The sequence below is a fragment of the Enterobacter sichuanensis genome (assembly GCF_009036245.1).
Classification (GTDB): domain Bacteria; phylum Pseudomonadota; class Gammaproteobacteria; order Enterobacterales; family Enterobacteriaceae; genus Enterobacter; species Enterobacter sichuanensis.
In genome coordinates this window covers 2784305-2805669 of the sequence record NZ_CP027986.1, presented here as the reverse complement: position 1 = coordinate 2805669, position 21365 = coordinate 2784305, and the positions used below count along the sequence as shown (strand labels likewise).

Below are 21365 nucleotides of genomic sequence, written 5' to 3'. Positions count from 1 at the left end.
CCTGTTCATGCCTGCGCTTGTTGGCAACGTCCGTTGTAATCAGGAAATTTCATGGAAAATCAACCTAAGTTGAATAGCAGTAAAGAAGTTATCGCATTTCTGGCCGAGCGTTTCCCACAGTGCTTCAGCGCTGAAGGCGAAGCTCGTCCCCTGAAAGTCGGTATTTTTCAGGATCTGGTAGCGCGCGTTGAGGGGGAAATGAACCTCAGCAAAACTCAGCTGCGTTCCGCCTTACGTCTTTATACTTCGAGCTGGCGTTACCTGTACGGTATCAAACCGGGCGCGACCCGTGTGGATCTCGACGGCAATCCTTGTGGTGAGCTGGACGAGCAGCACGTAGAGCACGCGCGTAAACAGCTGGAAGAAGCCAAAGCACGCGTTCAGGCACAACGTGCTGAACAGCAAGCGAAAAAACGTGAAGCCGCAGCGGCTAATGGTCAGGAAGACGCGCCTCGTCGCGAGCGTAAACCTCGTCCTGCGCCACGTCGCAACGACAATAACGATCGCAAACCGCGTGCTGACAAACCAGCAGCTAAAGCCCCGCGCGCCCCTCGTGAAGAGCCGCGCCATACGCCAGTTTCTGACATTAACGCTCTGAGCGTAGGTCAGGCACTGAAGGTGAAAGCGGGTAACAATGCTATGGACGCCACCGTACTGGAAATCACCAAAGATGGCGTTCGTGTACAGCTGACTTCTGGTATGTCAATGATTGTACGCGCAGAACACTTGTTGTTCTGAAACGGAGGCCAAGCCTGGCATGAACACTTTTTTTAAGCTCACCGCGCTGGCGGGCCTGTTTGCCATAACAGGTCATGCTTTTGCAGTGGACGATATCACCCGTGTTGATCAAATTCCGGTACTCAAGGAAGAGACGCAGCACGCGACGGTGAGCGAGCGCGTGACCTCACGTTTTACCCGTTCGCACTATCGTCAGTTCGATCTCGATCAGGCCTTCTCGGCCAAAATCTTTGACCGCTATCTGAACTTGCTGGATTACAGCCATAACGTTTTGCTCGCCAGTGATGTCGAGCAGTTCGCTAAGCGCAAATCCGAGGTGGGTGATGAGTTGCGTTCAGGCAAGCTGGATCTGTTCTACGATCTCTACAACCTGTCGCAAAAGCGCCGCTTCGAACGCTATCAGTATGCGCTAAAAGTGCTGGAACGTCCGATGGACTTCACCGGCAACGACACCTTTAATCTGGACCGCAGTAAAGCGCCCTGGCCGAAAGATGAAGCCGAGCTGAATGCGCTGTGGGACAGTAAAGTGAAATACGACGAACTGAGCCTTAAGCTCACGGGCAAAGATGAAAAAGAGATCCGTGACACGCTGACGCGCCGTTACAAATTTGCCATTCGTCGTCTGGCGCAGACCAACAGTGAGGATGTCTTCTCGCTGGCCATGACGGCCTTTGCGCACGAAATCGATCCGCACACCAACTATCTCTCTCCGCGCAACACCGAACAGTTCAATACTGAAATGAGCCTGTCTCTGGAAGGTATCGGCGCGGTGCTGCAGATGGATGATGATTACACGGTGATCAATTCGATGGTCGCAGGTGGTCCGGCATCCAAGAGTAAAGCGATTAGCGTCGGCGATCGTATTGTCGGTGTGGGTCAAACTGGCCAGAACATGGTTGATGTGATCGGCTGGCGTCTTGATGACGTGGTTGCGCTGATCAAAGGCCCGAAAGGCAGCAAGGTTCGTCTGGAAATTCTGCCAGCCGGAAAAGGCACCAAAACCCGTATCGTTACCCTGACCCGTGAGCGTATCCGTCTGGAAGACCGCGCGGTGAAAATGTCGGTGAAAACCGTGGGTAAAGAGAAGGTGGGGGTCCTGGATATTCCGGGCTTCTATGTGGGGCTGACCGACGATGTGAAAGTGCAGCTGCAGAAGCTTGAAAAGCAGAACGTCAGCAGCGTAATTATCGACCTGCGCAGTAACGGCGGCGGTGCGCTGACGGAAGCGGTTTCACTCTCTGGACTGTTCATTCCTTCTGGTCCGGTGGTTCAGGTCCGCGATAATAACGGTAAAGTCCGTGAAGATGCCGACAACGACGGCGTGGTTTACTACAAAGGCCCGCTGGTGGTCCTGGTTGACCGCTTCAGTGCGTCCGCGTCTGAAATCTTTGCCGCTGCCATGCAGGATTACGGCCGTGCGCTGATTGTGGGCGAACCGACGTTCGGTAAAGGGACCGTTCAGCAGTACCGTTCCCTGAACCGTATTTACGATCAGATGCTGCGTCCGGAATGGCCAGCGCTGGGGTCGGTTCAGTACACCATTCAGAAATTCTACCGTGTGAATGGCGGCAGTACGCAGCGTAAAGGCGTGACGCCAGACATCATCATGCCGACAGGCACGGAAGAGACGGAAACCGGCGAGAAGTTTGAAGATAACGCCTTGCCGTGGGACAGCATCAATGCCGCGACCTATGTCAAAGCCGGCGATATGACCCAGTTTGGTCCGGAATTGCTGAAAGACCATAACGAACGCATCGCGAAAGATCCTGAATTCCAGTACATCATGAAGGACATTGCTCGCTTCAATGCCATGAAGGATAAACGGAATATTGTTTCTCTGAACTACGCTCAGCGTGAGAAAGAGAACAACGAGGATGACGCAACCCGTCTGGCGCGTATCAACGACCGCTTCAAACGCGAAGGCAAGCCGTTGCTCAAGAAACTGGACGATCTGCCTAAAGATTACCAGGAGCCGGATCCGTATCTGGACGAGACGGTGCATATCGCACTTGACCTGGCGAATCTGGAAAAAGAGAAGCCTGCCGAGCAGCCCGCTCCGGCAAAATAATCTCCCAACAGGCACAAGACATTGTGCCTGTTTCTTTTTGTTCTGCATCCTTCCGTCAGCCAGCTTTTCAATTGTGTAAAGTTGTGTCTTTCTGGTGACTTACGCCCGCCGGATGCTTGAAAATAGCCGCAATACCCATACGATGTGGGTAATCGCATAGTGCGTTTTGTTAAACTGAGGTAAAAAGAAAATTATGATGCGAATCGCGCTCTTCCTGCTCACCAACCTGGCGGTGATGGTGGTTTTCGGGCTCGTGCTAAGCCTGACAGGAATTCAGTCGAGCAGCGTTCAGGGTCTGTTGATTATGGCGCTGCTGTTTGGTTTTGGTGGCTCTTTCATTTCCCTGCTGATGTCGAAGTGGATGGCACTGAAATCGGTAGGCGGTGAGGTCATTGAGCAACCGCGTAACGATATGGAACAGTGGCTGATGAATACGGTGGCGCAGCAATCCCGTCAGGCCGGTATCGCCATGCCGCAGGTCGCCATTTACCATGCTCCGGATATTAACGCTTTCGCCACGGGTGCCCGTCGTGATGCGTCACTGGTTGCCGTGAGCACCGGTCTGCTGCAGAACATGAGCCGTGACGAAGCCGAAGCGGTTATTGCCCACGAGATCAGCCATATTGCCAACGGCGACATGGTGACCATGACCCTGATTCAGGGCGTAGTGAACACCTTCGTTATCTTCATCTCCCGTATTCTGGCGCAGATTGCGGCAGGTTTTATGGGGGGGAACCGCGACGAAGGCGAAGAGAGCAACGGTAACCCGCTGATCTACTTTGCCGTCTCAATGGTGCTGGAGCTGGTATTCGGTATTCTGGCCAGTATCATCACCATGTGGTTCTCACGTCACCGTGAATTCCACGCGGATGCCGGCTCTGCGAAGCTGGTCGGTCGTGAGAAGATGATTGCTGCCCTGCAGCGTCTGAAAACCAGCTACGAGCCGCAGGAAGCGAACAGCATGATGGCCTTCTGCATCAACGGTAAATCAAAATCGCTGAGCGAGATGTTTATGTCTCACCCGCCGCTGGATAAGCGAATTGAAGCGCTGCGCAGTGGGGAATACCTGAAGTAAGTAAAGCAGCGTACTAAGCCGGGCAGGAGACTACTCCGCCCGGCTTTTTTTATGCCTGAACCCTGGGCTGGGTCACCCGCAGGCCGCTGACGATAGCCGCAAGGGTGGCAAGTACACCGGCGGTGAGAAGTGCAACATGGTTGCCGTTCTGGCCCGCGAGGTTAAACATCAGGGCGACCAGCGCCGCACCGGTGCTTTGTCCCAACAGACGCGCGGTCCCCAGCATGCCGCTGGCCCCACCGCTGCGATGACGTGGCGCCGAAGTGATAATGGTGTGGTTGTTAGGGGACTGGAACAGGCCAAACCCCGCTCCGCACAGCACCATGCGCCAGATGATATCCAGGTCTGAAGGCGACGACGGCAGCAGTGCCAGCGCGAAAAGCCCCGTCGCCATCACCGCCAGCCCCAGCGCACCCAACAAACCGGCGTGAACGCGTTCGATCAGATAGCCCGCCAGCGGGGCCATCACCATTGTTGCCAGCGGCCACGGGGTTAACAGCAGCCCGGTCTCTACTTCTGAACGGCCAACCACACTCTGCAGGAAGAACGGCAGCGAAACCAGGGCCAGCATCTGGGCGCAGAACGAACAGACAGAGGTGCAAATGGAGAGTGAAAAGAGAGGGATCCGCAGCAGATCAACCGGCAGTAAAGGCACCGGCAGAGCAAGCTGGCGGCGAACAAAGAAGAAGCCTGTCACCAGCAGTGCGAGGAGTTCCACCCCGGTAAGCATCAGCGATTGCCCCTGCGCAAAACCGCTCAGGGCGGTAATCAGCAGACCAAAGGTGAGGGCATTCATCACCGCGCTCGCCACATCGAAGCGCGGCATGGTGCTTTTCGGGCCGTTAGCGGGAAGAAAACGCAGGGCAAAGAAGATGGCCACCATTCCCAAAGGCACGTTTATGGCAAACAGCCATTGCCAGGACGCAACGGACAGGATCGCCGCCGCGATGGTTGGCCCGGCAGCGGAAGAGACGGCGACAATAAACGAGTTTATCCCCATCCCGCGGCCCAGATGGTGCTGTGGATAAATTAAGCGGATCAGCGCCGTGTTGACGCTCATGAGCGCCGCGCCGCCAAAACCTTGCGCAATGCGCGCCAGCGTCAGGGTATGCAGTGAATCCGACAGGGCGCATAGCAATGAGGTGAGAGTGAAAACCACCAGACCGCACTGATACACCCGACGGTAACCGAACATATCGCCGAGGAATGAGAACGAAAGCAGCGAAACCACAATCGCAATCTGGTAGGCGTTAACAATCCATATCGAACTGGCCGGGGAGGCATGCAGGTCGCTGGCGATGGTTGGCAGGGCAACGTTTGCAATGGCGCCGTCAAGGACGGCCATTGAGATACCAATAATGATGGTTGCTATCGCGCCATAGCGCTGGGGTAAAGGCAGACCATCGGAAAGATTCTTTTCCATCAGGAGTAAAAAGCTCAGCGTGAAATTATTCTCAGGGTAACTATTTTAGCACTGTTACTGGCGCGATATGTCGCAGATTTGTAACGAAGTAAACGGGGACTGATTGCAGGTGACATGACGGGAACTTATAATAAAAACCGGTTCTGATTTTTATAAAACACTCTCTATGAGGTGGTAAATGGCTATTGCGGATTTGGATAAACAGCCAGATTCTGTTTCTTCCGTGCTGAAGGTGTTTGGCATCTTACAGGCGCTCGGGGAAGAGCGTGAGATTGGTATTACAGAGTTGTCGCAGCGTGTGATGATGTCGAAAAGCACCGTTTATCGCTTTTTGCAAACCATGAAGTCACTGGGGTACGTTGCCCAGGAAGGCGAGTCTGAAAAATACTCTCTGACGCTGAAACTGTTCGAGCTGGGCGCCCGTGCATTGCAAAATGTTGACCTGATCCGCAGCGCTGATATTCAGATGCGTGAAATCTCGCGTCTGACCAAAGAGACCATCCATCTCGGCGCGCTGGATGAAGACAGCATTGTTTACATCCATAAAATCGACTCCATGTATAACCTGCGTATGTATTCACGCATTGGACGTCGCAACCCGCTCTACAGTACCGCTATCGGTAAGGTTCTGCTGGCGTGGCGCGATCGCGATGAGGTGAAGCAGATCCTCGAGGGCGTGGAGTACAAACGCAGCACTGAACGAACCATAACCAATACGGATGCGCTGTTAACGGTGCTCGATCAGGTGCGTGAGCAGGGGTATGGCGAGGATAACGAAGAACAGGAAGAAGGGCTGCGCTGCATCGGCGTGCCGGTGTTTGACCGCTTTGGTGTGGTGATTGCGGGCCTGAGTATCTCTTTCCCGACCCTGCGCTTCTCCGAAGAGCGTCTGCACGAGTACGTAGCGATTCTGCACACGGCCGCGCGTAAAATTTCTGAACAGATGGGTTATCACGACTACCCGTTTTAATCGTTGTTAGCATAAAAAACGCCGCATCTGTTGCGGCGTTTTTGTGTCTGAGGCCAGGAGAGGGGTTAGCCATTATCAATGACAACGGACGTTTTACGCAGCACAGGGCAGTTGGTTAAACCAATAATCCCGCTATCAGTATGCAGATATTGCGCCGTGCTCAGTCCTTGCGCGGTTAAGTATTTACATTGAATGCCGAGTCCGGCTGCATTTTCGTTGCTTCCCGCGAGCACGCCGTAACCCGTTAACAGAAGACCCGTCCAGACGACGGCCAGTGCAATAATTGTTCGAATGATTAATCGCATCATTACCTCTTTTATCGTTGTTATCATACATTCAGCCTAAACGGTTTACGCTCTGAAACAAGTGCAGAATTCTTAAAAAGGGGTGATGGCGGTACAGTTAGTCCTTGTTTAAGATAAGCGTGTTAACCTGGTGGCATCAGGTCTTTAAACGGAGTGTGGAGTGAAAAAAATACGCTGGGTGATTCTGATTATCGTGCTGATAGCGTGCGTGGTGTTATGGACGCAGACTATCAATGTGATGTGCGATCAGGATGTACAGTTTTTTAGCGGCGTTTGCGCAATCAATAAGTTTATTCCGTGGTAATACGCATTTTTTCTCAAGGTGATTTCCTTCCTTCGCGCCAGTGGTAAAATAGACGTTTTTATTGAGGTGGTGAAATGGGTGAGTTACTGAATTCAGGGCTGCTGAATATGGCATCCCTGATGATGTCTTTGGTGGTGCTGCTTGTGGGCCTGGTTGTTTGGTTTTTCGTGAACCGCGCCAGTTCACGTACGAACGAGCAGATCGAACTGCTGGAAGCGCTGCTCGATCAGCAAAAGCGCCAGAATGCGTTGCTTCGCCGTTTGTGTGAAGCGAACGAACCGGAAGAGAAAGACGCGCCCAAAGACGCGGTTGCTGAAGACAAGAAAGACGAAGACGACTTTATCCGCCTGGTGGCTGAGCGTTAATCTTTTTGCGTTGGGAGGTGGCCGTGGTCTGGAAAAATCCCTGGTATGACCCCTCCCTGAACCATCACACCCCAAACGGTTTTCGTAATACCCAACCTGGTGGACATCAACCCGGCGACCTTGACCGCTGGCGTAAAGCGCGTAAAGAGGCCGGTCTACCGAAACCGCCCACACTGGGTTATGACAATTTTATCCGCCAGTGGTGGCAACCCGCTGTGCTGACGCAACCGCATGAAGATGGCGTATGGTGGCTGGGGCATGCGAGCGTGTTGCTGCAGATGGACGGCAATATCCTCCTGACCGACCCGGTATTTTCATGGCGTGCTTCTCCGCTTCCTTTTCTCGGACCACAGCGCAGGACGCCTCCCGCACTGTCTGTCGACAAGCTTCAGCGACTTGATGCGGTCGTCATCTCCCATAATCACTACGATCATCTTGATGACGCGACCATTCGCCGTATTCTCAGGCGTTTTCCCAATGTGCAACTCTTTGTTCCTCTTGGCCTGGCTGCCTGGTTTCGACGTCGGGGAGCAAAACAGGTGGTTGAACTCGACTGGTGGCAAAGTTTCACCTGGCAGGGAATGACGCTCACCGCTGTACCGGCGCAGCACTGGAGTATGCGCACGCCGTGGAACCGCAATCGCTCGTTATGGTGCGGCTGGGTTATGGAAGGACGACACCACCGTTTCTGGTTCAGCGGTGACACCGGGTATTCTCCTGAACTGCTGTTGATACCGGAACGTCTGGGGCCGGTTGATGTGGCCGCATTACCGATTGGTGCCTATGCCCCAAGATGGTTCATGGCTGTCCATCATATGGATCCGCAATCGGCAGTGGCGTTATGGCAGCAGCTGGGGTCGCCACTGGCGTTTCCCATTCACTGGGGCGTGTTTGATCTGGCGGATGAAGCGCTGGATGAACCCGTGCAGGAGTTAATTACTGTGCTGGATAATTTAGCACCAGTTAACCATTCCTTCAGAATATTGAAAATTGGTGAATATTTATCCTTATAAACGAAGCGACAGGTTTGAGCATATATTCTGTATAAACGGGTGCGTGAGATTGTTTTATTTTTATCGAAACGTTTTGCTTGCCTTCTTTTGATGCAGCGTCATAAAAATTTCATTATTTTGGTGCATAACACTGTTTATAACCTGGTGCATTTTAATACAGCAGCGGGCAGATTATTAACACGGTTTTTTCCCTGAAACAATTTGGTCGCGTTACAATGATTTAAGCATAACTTTTCACAATTTGTTCTAACTCAATCATTGCGTAAGATTTCTTTTCCCGTTCGCTGGACGCTTTGGAATGATTGAGCTATGTTAAAAATGTCTTAGATTACAGCGACTGTGAGAGCGGCGCTGGGGCTTTGTAACGTAGCAGGGCTGTCTGTTCGCGATGCGCATAATTGTGCAGAACCTGGCAGGCACTGTTCGAATTTGTGCGGCGGATCGAGACATGTTTAAAAATGGCTTGCCATATTAAACATTGTGTGTGATAACACGTTTTGGGTCAAACGAGGTACAGTTCTGTTTATGTGTGGCATTTTCAGTAAAGAAGTCCTGAGTAAACACGTTGTCGTTGAATACCGCTTCTCTGCCGAACCTTATATTAGTGCCTCATGCAGTAATGTCTCAGTTTTATCTCAGTTAATGCCTGCGGGCTAAGAAAACACTCTAAGGAATTTTGCAAATGGCAAAGATTAAAGGTCAAGTTAAGTGGTTCAACGAGTCTAAAGGTTTTGGTTTCATTACTCCTGCTGACGGCAGCAAAGACGTGTTCGTACACTTCTCTGCAATCCAGGGTAACGGCTTCAAAACTCTGGCTGAAGGCCAGAACGTTGAGTTCGAAATTCAGGATGGCCAGAAAGGCCCTGCTGCAGTTAACGTAACTGCTATCTGATCGAACCGCTGCTGACTGAAACGCGCCGCGTTTCAATCTCAGATATAAAGCCTCGCATCACGCGGGGCTTTTTTATGTCCCTTATCTTTCAAAATATTACGATCTGCGGCCTTGTTAGTAACTTGTTGCAAAGCTGCGAGGTTCGTAGCACTGTTTTGCCACCTTCTTACCGGCTTTTCCCGTTAAATCAGGGCGTTGTTTTACAGCCCTGGGGTACAGGTGAAAAAGAAATTGATAACGGCCGCCGGAAATTTCACCCCGGCGCGTTTTGCTCTGCTCTGTCTGGCGATTTTTTGTAGTCTGGCGTTTCTGTTGGGCCGCGTTGCCTGGCTGCAAATCGTCAAGCCTGACAATCTGGTGAAGCAGGAAGATATGCGCTCCCTCCGTCAGCTGGCGATTGATGCGCCGCGCGGCATGATAATGGATCGCGAAGGCCGTCCGCTGGCGGTGAGTGTGCCCGTCCGGGCCGTCTGGGCCGATCCCAAAACGGTGCTGGCAAAAGGCGGCGTCGGCGTTGATGAACGCTGGCAGGCGTTAGCGAACGCGCTGCATCTCTCGCTGGATACCCTCTCGGCACGCATCAACGCCAATCCCCAGGGGCGTTTCATTTACCTTGCCCGCCAGGTGGATCCCGCGCAGGCAAAGTGGATCGACAAACTGAATTTGCCCGGCATCAATTTACGCGATGAGTCCCGCCGTTTTTATCCGGCTGGCCATGTGGCTGCGAACCTGATTGGTTTCACCAATATCGACGGGCAGGGCATTGAAGGTGTAGAGAAGAGCTTCAATACGCAACTGACGGGCAAGGCGGGGGTGCGGCAGGTGCGGGAGGACCGCTATGGTCGCGTGGTTGAAAACCTGACCGAAGTTGCCCCCGTACCGGCGCATAACATCCAGTTGAGTATAGATGAGCGGCTGCAAACCATCACCGAAGATGCACTCGATAACGCCGTGGCCTGGAACAAGGCCGAGTCGGGCGCCTCCGTGTTAATTAATATCCCCACCGGGGAAATACTCGCCATGGCCAGCTATCCGGATTTCAATCCCAATAATCGGGAAGGGGCGACAATAAACGATTTCCGTAATCGCGCAATCAGCGATACGTTCGAACCTGGTTCGACCGTCAAACCGCTGGTGCTGATGACCGCCCTGCAGCAGGGGCTGGTCAAGCCGGACAGTGTGATTGACACGCACCCGTACACCCTTGACGGGCATCGTATCCGCGACGTCGGTTATTATCCCGAACTGACCATGACCGGCATTCTGCAAAAATCGAGCGACACAGGCGTGTCCCGCCTCTCCCTGGCAATGCCGGTCCAGCATCTTCTCGATACCTATCGAAACTTTGGCTTTGGCACCCCAACCGAGCTTGGCCTGACGGGGGAGAGCGCGGGACTGTTGCCGCAGCGTAAATACTGGAGCCAGCTCGACCGCGCGACTTTTGCTTTCGGTTACGGACTGATGGTCACGCCGCTGCAGCTGGCGCACGTCTACGCCACCATTGGTGGCTTCGGGCTTGAGCGTCCTCTTTCCATTACCCGTATCGATCCCCCCGTTATGGGACACCGCGTTATGCCAGAAGAGATTGCGCATGAGGTAGAGCACATGATGGAGAGCGTCGCGCTACCCGGCGGCGGCGGGGTGAAGGCCGCCGTGCGCGATTACAGGGTCGCGGTGAAAACCGGTACGGCAAAGAAAATTGACGATAGCGGAAAATATGTCGATAAATATGTCGCCTACACCGCGGGGGTTGCCCCTGCCAGCGATCCGCGCTTTGCCCTGGTGGTGGTGATAAACGATCCACAAAACGGGGCATACTATGGGGGGGCCGTCTCTGCTCCCGTCTTCAGCGAGATTATGGGTAACGTGCTGCGTCTGGAAAATGTGAAACCTGACGGCTTACCGGCGGGCTCCGATCACCTGATCGTTATGCGCTAACCGGGCGTTTATAAGCAGGGCGAATAGCGGTACACTTCGCCCTTTGATTATGCTCCGGAGTCACCATGTCCTTCAGTTGTCCCCTTTGCCACGCGGTCCTGACGCGTTCAGATAAAAGTTATACCTGTCCGCAGGGGCATCAGTTTGATATGGCGAAAGAAGGCTACGTAAATCTTCTGCCGGTGCAGCACAAGCGCTCCCGCGATCCAGGCGACAGCGCAGAGATGATGCAGGCGCGCCGTGCGTTTCTTGATGCCGGGCATTATCTGCCGCTGCGTGAGACGGTCGCACATACACTGAATGACATCCTCGCTGGCTCAGCAACCGCCCTGCTCGATATCGGCTGTGGGGAAGGGTACTACACCGCACGGTTTGCGGAGATTGCACGTGAGAAGGGCGCGCAGACCTTCGGTCTGGATGTCTCGAAAGTGGCGATTCGCGCGGCGGCAAAGCGTTACGCTGACGTGACGTTCTGTGTGGCGTCCAGCCACCGGCTGCCGTTTGACGATGCTAGCATGGACGCGGTTGTCCGCATTTACGCGCCCTGTAAGGCCGAGGAACTGGCGCGCGTCGTGAAGCCTGGCGGATGGGTGGTTACCGTGACGCCAGGACCGCGTCATCTGATGGAGCTGAAGGGGCTAATCTACGATGAGGTGCGTCTGCATGCTCCCCATTCAGAACAGCTGGCCGGTTTTGCCCTGAAGCAGGCGCAAACTGTCGCGTATGAGATGACGCTGAAGGGAGAAGAGGCCAGCGCGCTGTTGCAGATGACGCCGTTCGCGTGGCGGGCAAAACCGGAGGTGTGGGAAACGCTAGCGGCGCAGTCCACATTCCGCTGCCAGACGGATTTCAGTATCCACATCTGGCAGCGCGAAGATTAACCAGCGAAGTGTGCCCAGAGGATCTGGGCGCCAATGCCAATTAACACAATCCCCCCCAGGATCTCGGCGCGTTTACCCAGCAGCGGGCCGATAAACCGTCCGACCATCATGCCCAGCGTGGACATAATCAGCGTGGCACAGCCAATGGCCAGCGCGGTGGCGATAATATTGACCTGCAGGAATGCCAGACCGACGCCGACGGCCATCGCATCCAGGCTGGTGGCGATGGCCGTCGTGACCAGCAGCCAGAATCCGTGGCGGTGCTGGGGCTCCTCAGCGTCATCATCACTGCCGCGAAAACCTTCAATCACCATTCGACCGCCGAGAAATACCAGCAGGACAAATGCAATCCAGTGGTTCCACTCTAATATAAACTGGCTGGCGAGCATGCCCAGGCCCCAGCCGATAAGCGGAGTCAGCGTTTCGATAGCGCCAAAAATGAGACCAGTACGCAGGGCTTCTGAGAATTTAGGTTTGTGAAGCGTGGCGCCTTTTCCGATGGAAGCAGCAAACGCGTCCATGGACATGCCAAAAGCGAGAAGGATCGTAGCGGAGATATTCATAACAGCGTCCAGACCGGGGATATCCATATGACACATCACTGCCCCCAGTAAACAGCAGTTGATGTATCTATGGTCTCGCCTGATCGCACTGCACAGAAAATGTGCTGATAGCGATCCGTACGTGCCACGTTTTTCAACGAGTATGTTGACACGCACATTTCCTGCGCACAGGAAATCGGCTACTCCCCAACGACGGGCGCAACCTTAACATATTTTGAGAATATAAAACAACAATGAAGAAGCATTATTTAGACTGATGATTGATAACGATTTTCATTTGTCTTTAAGCGTGAAAATAACGTTAAAAAAAGCGATCAAATTAACGGTGGGGATATAGCTCAGGCTATATTTCGTGTGCGAATCAGACACAGAATATAGCCGATGCTATATATCTAACTCACTGAGTTTTAATAAGTAAGTGGTATATCTTTTCCAGGTCGTCAATATTCTTTACCCGAATAAGCAGGCGGCGCTGTTCTAATTGCATCACCAGCACACCGTCTTCGGATAAATTCATCTCTTTAATACGGTTATATTCTATCCAGACATTGGCGAAGAAAAACCCACGGGATTTAAAAATGATTTTTGGCGTGCGGATCCAGAACAGATAGATCGCCATTAATGCCAGCGCACATAATAACCATGTGGTTAATATTGCACCATGGCTGGTGACGTTATTGTAAATCAGAATGACGATCAGACCCGCGAAGATAAACGCATCCACGCGTCCGCGTCGCAGAAGGGGAAGGGAGAGCAGCGTCTCGCCGTGGCGGCGGGGCATGATGAACTCGTCATAGATCGCGTAAGCCAGAAGGGCAACAATAAATAAAACCAGTACGATGTCCGTGACAGTCATTCATCCTCCAGATAAAAAAAGCCGGGGGCATGCCCCCGGCGGTTAACGCATTGTATTACAGACCCAGCAGACCGACAGCGTAGCCCGCGATACCGATGACGAAGAAGCCAACGATAATCCACAACGGGTTCACTTTTTTACGCAGCAGCCACATACAGGCGAAGGTTAACAGCAGCGGCACCAGGCCAGGCATCAGCTGGTCGAGGATGGTCTGCACGGTGGTCACACGGGTTTGACCATCCTGGCCCGTGATGGTCGACACCACCAGCGGGATGTTCACGTGCGTCCACTTGTTGACCAGCGCCCCCATGACAAACAGGCCGAGGATGGATGCCCCCTCAGTCAGTTTCTGCAGGAAGCCGCCGCCCATGTCCTTAACAATGTCCACCCCTTTACGGTAGCCGTAGGCCACGCCGTAATAACGGGTCAGCAGACGCACGGCGTTGAACAGAATGAAGAACAGCAGTGGACCAAGCAGGCTGCCGCTCATCGCGATACCGGCACCCAGCGCCGCGAAGACCGGACGAACGGTACCCCAGAAGATAGGGTCACCCACGCCTGCCAGCGGACCCATCAGACCGACTTTGATACCGTTGATGGCACCATCGTCAATCTCTGCGCCGTTAGCACGCTGCTCTTCCATCGCAAGCGTTACGCCCAGAACGGGAGCCGCGACATAGGGATGAGTGTTAAAAAATTCCAGGTGACGCTTAATCGCCTGACGGCGGGCTTCGTTATTTTCCGGGTACAGGCGTTTGATCGCCGGCACCATAGAGAAACAGAAACCGAGCGCCTGCATACGTTCGAAGTTCCATGAACCCTGAAACAGGTTAGAACGGATGAACACGCCACGAATATCACCCGGAGTGAGTTTTTTCTCGGTGGTAGTTTTTGTCATATCAACCATTTCGCTCACCTGTTAGTCCAGTTCGTTATCGAGATCGTTGTTACCAGCAGCCTGCGCTGGGGCACCCGCGACGCGGTTATATTTCGGGCTGAGCTGGATGTAGAGAATCGCCATCACTGCACCAATCACACCCAGTGCAACCAGGTTGAAGTTGGTGAATGCCGCAGTCACGAAGCCGAGGTAGAAGAACGGCATCAGGTAGCCTGCGCGCATCATGTTGATGACCATCGCATAACCGACAACCACGATCATACCGCCCGCGATATTCAGACCGCTGGTGACCACTTCAGGGATGGCGTTGAGCATGCCCTGAACTTCGCTGGTCCCCACAGAAATCGCGACGATCACGGCCGGAATGGCGATACGCATCGCCTGCAGGAACAGGGACGATACGTGGATCCAGGAGAGCGCCGTGAGGTTGCCGTTTTCGGCCGCCTTATCCGCTGCGTGCTGGAAGGCCACGGTGATAGTACGCACGATGATGGTCAGTACCTGGCCTGCTGCGGCCAGCGGGATCGCCAGGGCGATACCGGCACCGATACTCTGATGACCGGCAATAACCAGAACGGTAGAAATAATGGACGCCAGCGCGGCATCAGGCGCAACCGCCGCACCGATGTTCATCCAGCCCAGGGCGATCATTTCCAGGGTACCACCGATGATGATACCGGTTTTCATGTCACCCAGAACGGCACCAATCAACGTACAGGCCACCAGAGGGCGGTGGAACTGAAATTCATCAAGTACGGACTCCATACCCGCAATACACGCGACGATGAACACCAGCACAATCTGAAGAGTGGTAATCTCCATTGTACTTCTCCTATTACATAAGCATTATGTGAAAAACCGGCGCGGGCTTATTTCCCAACTTTGCCGATCAAATCCATCATTTTCAGTTTCGGGTCCGTGGAAACCTTACGGGCTTCCAGTTCAATACCGCGCGCATTCAGCTTGTTAAATGCCTCGATATCTTTCGCATCGACTGAAATGGCGTTGTTGACCTGCGTTTTGCCCTGACGGAATGCCATCCCCCCAATGTTCACGGAAGTGATTTTCACGCCGCCTTCAACAATGCGCTCAACGTCTGTCGGGTTAGTGAACAGGAGCATCACGCGTTCGCCCGCGTATTTCGGGTTGTTGTAAACGCGAATCATCTTGGCGACATCCACGACGTGCGCGGTAACGCCAGGAGGAGCAACCTGCGTGAGAAGGGTTTTACGAACGGTGTCGGCGGCCACTTCGTCACTGACCACGATAATGCGCCGAACGTTGGTCTCCTTGGTCCAGCGTGTTGCCACCTGGCCGTGGATTAAACGGTCATCAATACGCGCCAGGCCGATGACCATGTAATCGTTCGGACCCATCGGTTTTGCTGGCGCTGCCGCTTTCGGTGCTGCAGCAGGCGCAGGGGCGGGTTTTTCAACCGGCTGTGCTTTCAGGGCTTTCACCCCTTCGCGGCCGGTTTCAACGGCCAGAGCCACCAGTTCATCGAAAGATGGATTGTCGTCGCGTGCCATGAAGGTTTCCACCAGCATCGGGATATTGACCCCGGCGACAACTTCATAATGCTCTTTATCGACGACAATGCGGCTGGCAGCGTTGAACGGACTGCCGCCCCATGTATCAACGAGAAACAGCACCCCTTTGCTGGTATCCAGCTTCTCGAGTTGAGCGTTGTACTTCTCAATCAGCGTCTCGGCGTTTTCACCGGGAACGAAATCGATCCAGCCGACGTTTTCCTGCTCGCCCAACAGCATCTCTGCCGTTTTGAGTAGCTGCTCAGCAGCCCAACCATGTGTGCCTATGACAATAGCAATGGTCACTTGCTACCTCCTTTTATTATCATTAATACGCCTGCCGGGCAGACGTACTGAGAATCGTATTGGCGAACCGAATCGATTCAGATAAGGGTTAGAGTTAAAAAACTAAGACTTCCGCGAATTATTTTAGATAGTGAAAAAATAATTTATGTGATGAAGATCCGTAATTTAGGTTTCGAAAATCAGAAATTACTCAACACATATTTCGTCTTTTCGCGTTTTTGCAAAGGAACGTAAATCTTTGCTAAAAACACATTGTCTCTGATATGTTTAGCCTCCGTTTACTTGTTCAGGAGTATAGGGCTACAGCCCACTATATGGACCGTCACCGACGTCAGTCATCTTTCAGGCCATCTCGCGCCTTTTTCACCGGCGATCCTCGCCACGTATCAACGCTATCTGCCTCTGTTTTGCCCACATTGCGTGGGGCACCGTTTCGTCATTCCTTTAGCAGGAGCTTTACATGGAATTCTTAATGGACCCGTCAATCTGGGTGGGATTGCTCACGCTGGTGGTGCTGGAGATTGTTCTCGGCATCGATAACCTGGTGTTTATCGCCATCCTCGCGGATAAACTGCCGCCAAAACAGCGTGATAAAGCGCGTCTGATTGGACTCTCGCTGGCGCTGGTCATGCGACTGGGCCTGCTGTCCGTCATCTCCTGGATGGTCACGCTGACCAAACCGCTCTTCTCCGTCATGGATTACACCTTCTCCGGCCGTGATTTGATCATGCTGATCGGGGGGATATTCCTGCTCTTTAAAGCGACAACAGAGCTCCATGAGCGGCTGGAAAACCGCCAGCATGATGATGGGCACGGTAAAGGCTACGCCAGCTTCTGGGTGGTAGTGCTGCAGATCGTGGTGCTTGATGCAGTGTTCTCGCTGGATGCGGTGATCACGGCGGTCGGCATGGTGAACCATCTGCCGGTGATGATGGCCGCGGTGGTCATTGCGATGGCGGTCATGCTTCTGGCCTCGAAACCGCTGACGCGTTTCGTGAACCAGCATCCAACGGTGGTGGTACTGTGTCTTAGCTTCCTGCTGATGATTGGTCTGAGTCTGGTGGCCGAAGGCTTTGGCTTCCATATTCCGAAAGGCTACCTGTACGCCGCGATTGGCTTCTCGATCCTGATCGAGCTGTTCAACCAGATTGCGCGCCGTAACTTTATTAAGCAGCAGTCCAGTCAGCCGCTGCGCGCCCGTACCGCAGATGCCATTCTGCGTCTGATGGGCGGCCGTCGTCAGGTGAACGTTCAGTCTGATTCCGAAAACCATAACCCGGTTCCGGTCCCGGAAGGGGCGTTTGTGGAACAGGAACGTTACATGATTAACGGCGTGCTCTCCCTGGCCTCGCGGTCACTGCGCGGGATCATGACTCCGCGCGGTGAGATCAGCTGGGTCGATGCTAACCTGAGTGTGGATGAAATTCGCCAGCAGCTGCTCTCTTCCCCGCACAGCCTGTTCCCGGTGTGTCGTGGCGAGCTGGACGAGATCATCGGCGTCGTACGGGCGAAAGAGATGCTGGTTGCCCTGGAAGAGGGCGTTAATGTCGAAGCCGTTGCGGCGGCATCGCCGGCGATTGTCGTGCCGGAAACGCTTGACCCGATCAACCTGCTCGGGGTGCTTCGCCGCGCGCGTGGCAGCTTTGTTATCGTCACCAACGAGTTTGGGGTGGTGCAGGGGCTGGTCACGCCGCTTGACGTGCTGGAAGCCATTGCCGGTGAATTCCCGGACGAGGACGAAACCCCGGAGATCGTCGCCGATGGCGATGGCTGGCTGGTGAAAGGGACCACCGATCTGCACGCGCTCTCGCACACGCTGGGGCTGGAAAACGTGGTCAACGATGAAGAAGACATCGCGACCGTTGCCGGTCTGGTTATCGCCGTTAACGGGCAAATCCCGCGTGTCGGCGATGTGATTGAGCTGCCGCCGTTGCACATCACGATTGTCGAAGCCAACGACTATCGCGTTGATATGGTCCGCATTGTTAAAGAACAATCTGCCCACGACGAAGATGAGTAAGCCTGCTTAACGCAGCGGCATTAAGGGCACAATGTGCCCGTTATGGCGGGCTGGCGGGGGAGACCTTCCCGCCAGCCAGTCCGGAAAGTCCTGTAGCGGCATCGGCCGCGCATAGAAAAACCCCTGCAGGACAGGAACGCCATGACGGCGTAAATATCGTGCCTGCTCCTCCGTCTCAACCCCTTCTGCAACCAGTTCGATATTCAGCCGCTGACCCAGCGCAATAATGATATCCGTCACCGTTGAATTCACGGCATCAGTACCGATGGCGGTGGTAAAGGACTGATCAATTTTCAGCACGTCCGGGTGCAGCTTCTCAAGCCAGGAGAGGGAGCTGTTTCCGGTACCAAAATCGTCAATGGCGAGCTTCACCCCTTTGCGATGCAGCTCGCGCACGATGCGATAGTCCGCATCCAGCAGCGCGTCCCGTTCCGTTAATTCGATCACCAGCTGTTGTTGGGGGTTGGCGCTGAACCACAGACGGTTCAGGTCCTGCAGCAATACCGCGCGACGAAAATGGCTGGCGGCGACGTTAATGCCGATGTGAAAACCCGCGCTTGCCGGGAAGTAACCTATCTGGCGTACGGTTTCGGCAATCACATAACGGGTCAGGGGGACAATCTGGTTATGTTCTTCTGCCAGCGGAATAAACACTTCCGGGGAGATCCACCCCTGACGGGGATTGTTCCAGCGCAGCAGGATCTCAACGCCGGTGCACTTCTGGGTACGGGCATCCATCAGCGGCTGGCAGAAAAGTTCAAATTCCCGCGAGGCAATCCCCATATCGATCTCCCACGTGAAGCTCATCCGGTTTGCCGTGGCCAGCCAGGCGAGATAGCCCAACAGCAGGCTAAGTATGAGCCCCAGCGGCAGCTGGGCGGGGAGACTTTTCAGGGCCAGTTCTCCGGGACCCGGCCCGCTGATCGTGATGGTGAAAGGATGTCGGGATGAGGACTGCTGGACAATCGAGCCATCCTCATCAAATGACAGGCTGTCGGTGACGCGCTGGCCGTAGCGCAAAAAGCGATCGCCCACAGTCAGCGCCACGTCATTGATAAGCGGGCGCTGGGGCTCAAGGATCATTTTGGTGATCAGGTCGATATTGATAATCTCAATGATGCCATCTTCCCCGTTCTGAGAGACCGGAAACCACTGGATAAGTATCGGGCTGCCCTTAAGCAGCCACTGGTCAGTCGATAAAATGAGCTTCGCCGCGCTGGCGGGGAGTTCCCTCAGGAAATCACGCACGGGCACATTGCGGCTGCCGAAAATACTCGAGCAGTAGAGGATACCGTCTTTAATCAGGGCGATAGAGCGTACTGTCTGCAAAATGGCGGCCTGCTTTCTCAGGGCCAGGTGCGCCTGCTGACAAGGCTGCCCCACCAGCGGCTGCAGCACGTTGCGGCGCTTATCTAAATCGAGCAGCACGTTATCAAGGGCGCGAACGGTATGGCTGGTAAACGCGAGGATCCGCTGTTGGTTAACATTGCGCTGTGAAATAAAGCGAACGCCCAACGTCAGGATGAGCGTCAGGAGCGCAATCGTCACGCAGACGATAACGCGTTTTCGGCGATAGTGTTTAATGATCGTCTGCGCAGTTTGCATGAACGAACGCCTGATAAGCCACCAGCCACAAAAGCCGGACGCAACTGTGAAAGTGTAGTGGGGAAAGCGGGAGGAGACGAGAATGAAGAGGAAATTTCGCCCATCCGTTGCAGATGGGCGAAAGGCAGTATTAGTCGCACTGCACCTTAATGGCCAGGCCACCACGGGACGTCTCGCGGTATTTCGCGTTCATGTCTTTGCCCGTTTCGTACATAGTTTCAATTACCTTATCCAGCGATACGCGAGGTTCGCTGGTACGGCGCATCGCCATACGTGAGGCGTTGATGGCCTTCACCGACGCAATCGCGTTACGCTCGATACACGGCACCTGCACCTGGCCCGCGACCGGGTCACAGGTCAGACCGAGGTTGTGTTCCATACCGATTTCTGCCGCCACGCAGACCTGCTCAGGGCTTGCACCCAGAAGCTCTGCAAGACCCGCCGCCGCCATAGAACAGGCGACACCCACTTCACCCTGACAGCCGACTTCAGCGCCAGAAATAGACGCGTTCATCTTGTACAGGGCACCGATGGCACCTGCCGCCAGGAAATAACGGATATAGATGTCTGGCGTCACGGGTTCAATAAAGTGGTCGTAATAGGCCAGCACGGCCGGAACAATTCCGCACGCGCCGTTGGTCGGCGCCGTCACGACGCGGCCACCGGCGGCGTTCTCTTCGTTAACCGCCAGGGCAAACATATTCACCCAGTCGACCACGTTCATCGGGTCGTTGGAGAACTTGTCCGTCGTCACCAGCATACGGCGCAGGGCAGAGGCACGACGCGGTACGCGCAGTGGACCCGGCAGCACGCCTTCGGTGTTCATCCCGCGATCGATACAGGCGCGCATGGTTTGCCATACGTTCGCAAAATAGTCTTCAATCTCTTTTTTGCTGTGCAGCGCCAGTTCGTTCTGCATCACCATGCCGGACAGAGACAGACCGGTCTGTTTGCAGTAACCGAGCATCTCGGTTGCGGATTTGAAAGGATACGGAACGCTGACGTCGCCGACGCTATCTTTGCCAAAATGCTCTTCATCCACGATGAAACCACCGCCGATGGAGTAGTACGTTTTGCTGTAAATCTCTTTTTCACCGCTAAATGCGTGAATGGTCATGCCGTTTTCATGCAGCGGCAGGTTGTCGCTGCGAAAACGCATGCCGTCATCCTGCGGGAAGTCAACTTCCTGCTGACCGTTTGCCAGCAGCAGACGGCCGCGCGTTTCCACATCGCGGATGAATGCCGGGATGGCATCAATATCCACGGTATCCGGCATATTGCCTGCCAGACCCATAATAATGGCGATATCGGTGTGGTGGCCTTTACCCGTCAATGACAGTGAGCCGTAAACATCCACGGCGACACGGGTAACGCTTTCCAGTAATCCTTTTTCGACCAGATCATCGACGAACTGTTTACCGGCCTTCATCGGGCCAACAGTATGGGAAGACGAAGGGCCAATTCCCACTTTGAACATGTCGAATATACTAATCACTTTCACACTCCTGACAGGGTTACCGGGGTTCCAGTAACGATGTTATAACTGCGCATAGTGTAAGAGGGAACACCGACCTCGGCTTAACTATTCACATGAATTAAACTAATGGTTGACGATG

Annotated in this window: 20 protein-coding genes, 1 pseudogene and 1 riboswitch; of the genes and pseudogenes, 12 read left to right on the top strand and 9 right to left on the bottom strand. The window is 54.1% G+C overall.

The window, feature by feature from the left end; all coding sequences use genetic code 11:
* Positions 1-51: 51 nt before the first annotated feature.
* From proQ to htpX, 3 genes are all read left to right on the top strand, one after another.
* A complete protein-coding gene (gene proQ / locus C1N69_RS13540) occupies positions 52-738 on the top strand; it encodes an RNA chaperone ProQ (protein WP_025756901.1) in 687 nt (228 codons plus the stop codon).
* Between the two features lie 19 nt (positions 739-757).
* Positions 758-2806 (top strand): carboxy terminal-processing peptidase, encoded by a 2049-nt coding sequence (gene prc, locus C1N69_RS13535; protein ID WP_047958944.1) that lies wholly within the window; start codon positions 758-760, stop codon positions 2804-2806.
* Positions 2807-2999: 193 nt separating this feature from the next.
* Positions 3000-3881 carry a protease HtpX gene (gene htpX / locus C1N69_RS13530; protein ID WP_155031368.1) on the top strand — a complete coding sequence of 294 codons (882 nt, stop codon included), beginning with the start codon at positions 3000-3002 and terminating at the stop codon, positions 3879-3881.
* A 49-nt stretch (positions 3882-3930) separates the two neighbouring features.
* Here the strand turns inward: htpX and C1N69_RS13525 are convergent, their stop codons facing one another.
* On the bottom strand, positions 3931-5304 hold the full coding sequence (locus C1N69_RS13525) for an MFS transporter (RefSeq protein ID WP_155031367.1): 1374 nt from the start codon (positions 5302-5304) through the stop codon (positions 3931-3933).
* Between the two features lie 178 nt (positions 5305-5482).
* Here C1N69_RS13525 and kdgR point away from each other — a divergent pair, with 178 nt between their 5' ends.
* Positions 5483-6274, top strand: a complete 792-nt coding sequence (gene kdgR, locus C1N69_RS13520; RefSeq protein WP_025756898.1) for a DNA-binding transcriptional regulator KdgR — start codon at positions 5483-5485, stop codon at positions 6272-6274.
* A 65-nt stretch (positions 6275-6339) separates the two neighbouring features.
* Here kdgR and C1N69_RS13515 read toward each other — a convergent pair whose 3' ends face one another.
* A complete protein-coding gene (locus C1N69_RS13515) occupies positions 6340-6579 on the bottom strand; it encodes a YobH family protein (protein ID WP_025756897.1) in 240 nt (79 codons plus the stop codon).
* Between the two features lie 160 nt (positions 6580-6739).
* Between C1N69_RS13515 and mgrB the strand changes: the two genes are divergently transcribed.
* The 7 genes and pseudogenes from mgrB to rlmA all read left to right on the top strand — a co-directional run bounded on the left by mgrB (position 6740) and on the right by rlmA (position 11972).
* Positions 6740-6883 carry a PhoP/PhoQ regulatory lipoprotein MgrB gene (gene mgrB, locus C1N69_RS13510; RefSeq protein WP_006175995.1) on the top strand — a complete coding sequence of 48 codons (144 nt, stop codon included), beginning with the start codon at positions 6740-6742 and terminating at the stop codon, positions 6881-6883.
* A gap of 74 nt (positions 6884-6957) precedes the next feature.
* Positions 6958-7248 carry a YebO family protein gene (locus C1N69_RS13505; RefSeq protein ID WP_047958942.1) on the top strand — a complete coding sequence of 97 codons (291 nt, stop codon included), beginning with the start codon at positions 6958-6960 and terminating at the stop codon, positions 7246-7248.
* 23 nt (positions 7249-7271) lie between these two features.
* A complete protein-coding gene (locus C1N69_RS13500) occupies positions 7272-8261 on the top strand; it encodes an MBL fold metallo-hydrolase (protein ID WP_155031366.1) in 990 nt (329 codons plus the stop codon).
* 525 nt (positions 8262-8786) lie between these two features.
* A pseudogene (locus C1N69_RS13495) lies at positions 8787-8931 on the top strand (DUF2627 domain-containing protein).
* 12 nt (positions 8932-8943) lie between these two features.
* Positions 8944-9153 carry a transcription antiterminator/RNA stability regulator CspE gene (gene cspE / locus C1N69_RS13490; protein ID WP_001062678.1) on the top strand — a complete coding sequence of 70 codons (210 nt, stop codon included), beginning with the start codon at positions 8944-8946 and terminating at the stop codon, positions 9151-9153.
* A gap of 219 nt (positions 9154-9372) precedes the next feature.
* Positions 9373-11091: a peptidoglycan glycosyltransferase FtsI gene (ftsI, locus tag C1N69_RS13485; RefSeq protein WP_047958941.1), complete on the top strand. Its 1719-nt coding sequence runs from the start codon at positions 9373-9375 to the stop codon at positions 11089-11091.
* Positions 11092-11156: 65 nt separating this feature from the next.
* On the top strand, positions 11157-11972 hold the full coding sequence (gene rlmA / locus C1N69_RS13480) for a 23S rRNA (guanine(745)-N(1))-methyltransferase (protein WP_126801097.1): 816 nt from the start codon (positions 11157-11159) through the stop codon (positions 11970-11972).
* On the opposite strand, the gene mntP is transcribed toward rlmA, so the two are convergent.
* The 5 genes from mntP to manX form a co-directional block, all read right to left on the bottom strand.
* A complete protein-coding gene (mntP, locus tag C1N69_RS13475; RefSeq protein ID WP_025756892.1) occupies positions 11969-12535 on the bottom strand; it encodes a manganese efflux pump MntP in 567 nt (188 codons plus the stop codon). The genes rlmA and mntP overlap by 4 nt on opposite strands.
* Before the next feature lie 10 nt (positions 12536-12545).
* A riboswitch (yybP-ykoY riboswitch) is annotated at positions 12546-12735 on the bottom strand.
* A 197-nt stretch (positions 12736-12932) separates the two neighbouring features.
* On the bottom strand, positions 12933-13391 hold the full coding sequence (locus C1N69_RS13470; RefSeq protein WP_155031365.1) for a DUF986 family protein: 459 nt from the start codon (positions 13389-13391) through the stop codon (positions 12933-12935).
* A 55-nt stretch (positions 13392-13446) separates the two neighbouring features.
* Positions 13447-14298 (bottom strand): PTS mannose transporter subunit IID, encoded by an 852-nt coding sequence (locus C1N69_RS13465; RefSeq protein ID WP_006810994.1) that lies wholly within the window; start codon positions 14296-14298, stop codon positions 13447-13449.
* Positions 14299-14310: 12 nt separating this feature from the next.
* Positions 14311-15111: a PTS mannose transporter subunit IIC gene (gene manY / locus C1N69_RS13460; RefSeq protein WP_003859914.1), complete on the bottom strand. Its 801-nt coding sequence runs from the start codon at positions 15109-15111 to the stop codon at positions 14311-14313.
* 47 nt (positions 15112-15158) lie between these two features.
* The gene (manX, locus tag C1N69_RS13455) at positions 15159-16124 is read right to left on the bottom strand and encodes a PTS mannose transporter subunit IIAB (protein ID WP_025756890.1); all 966 of its coding nucleotides are present in this window, start codon (positions 16122-16124) and stop codon (positions 15159-15161) included.
* 460 nt (positions 16125-16584) lie between these two features.
* Here manX and yoaE point away from each other — a divergent pair, with 460 nt between their 5' ends.
* Positions 16585-18144 carry a CNNM family cation transport protein YoaE gene (yoaE, locus tag C1N69_RS13450; RefSeq protein WP_025756889.1) on the top strand — a complete coding sequence of 520 codons (1560 nt, stop codon included), beginning with the start codon at positions 16585-16587 and terminating at the stop codon, positions 18142-18144.
* Between the two features lie 6 nt (positions 18145-18150).
* Here the strand turns inward: yoaE and C1N69_RS13445 are convergent, their stop codons facing one another.
* Both C1N69_RS13445 and sdaA read right to left on the bottom strand, forming a co-directional pair.
* Entirely contained in the window at positions 18151-19749 is a 1599-nt protein-coding gene (locus C1N69_RS13445) for an EAL domain-containing protein (protein ID WP_155031364.1), read from the bottom strand.
* A gap of 130 nt (positions 19750-19879) precedes the next feature.
* Complete coding sequence (sdaA, locus tag C1N69_RS13440; protein WP_025756887.1) at positions 19880-21244, bottom strand: L-serine ammonia-lyase; 1365 nt, start codon at positions 21242-21244, stop codon at positions 19880-19882.
* Between the last annotated feature and the right edge of the window lie 121 nt (positions 21245-21365).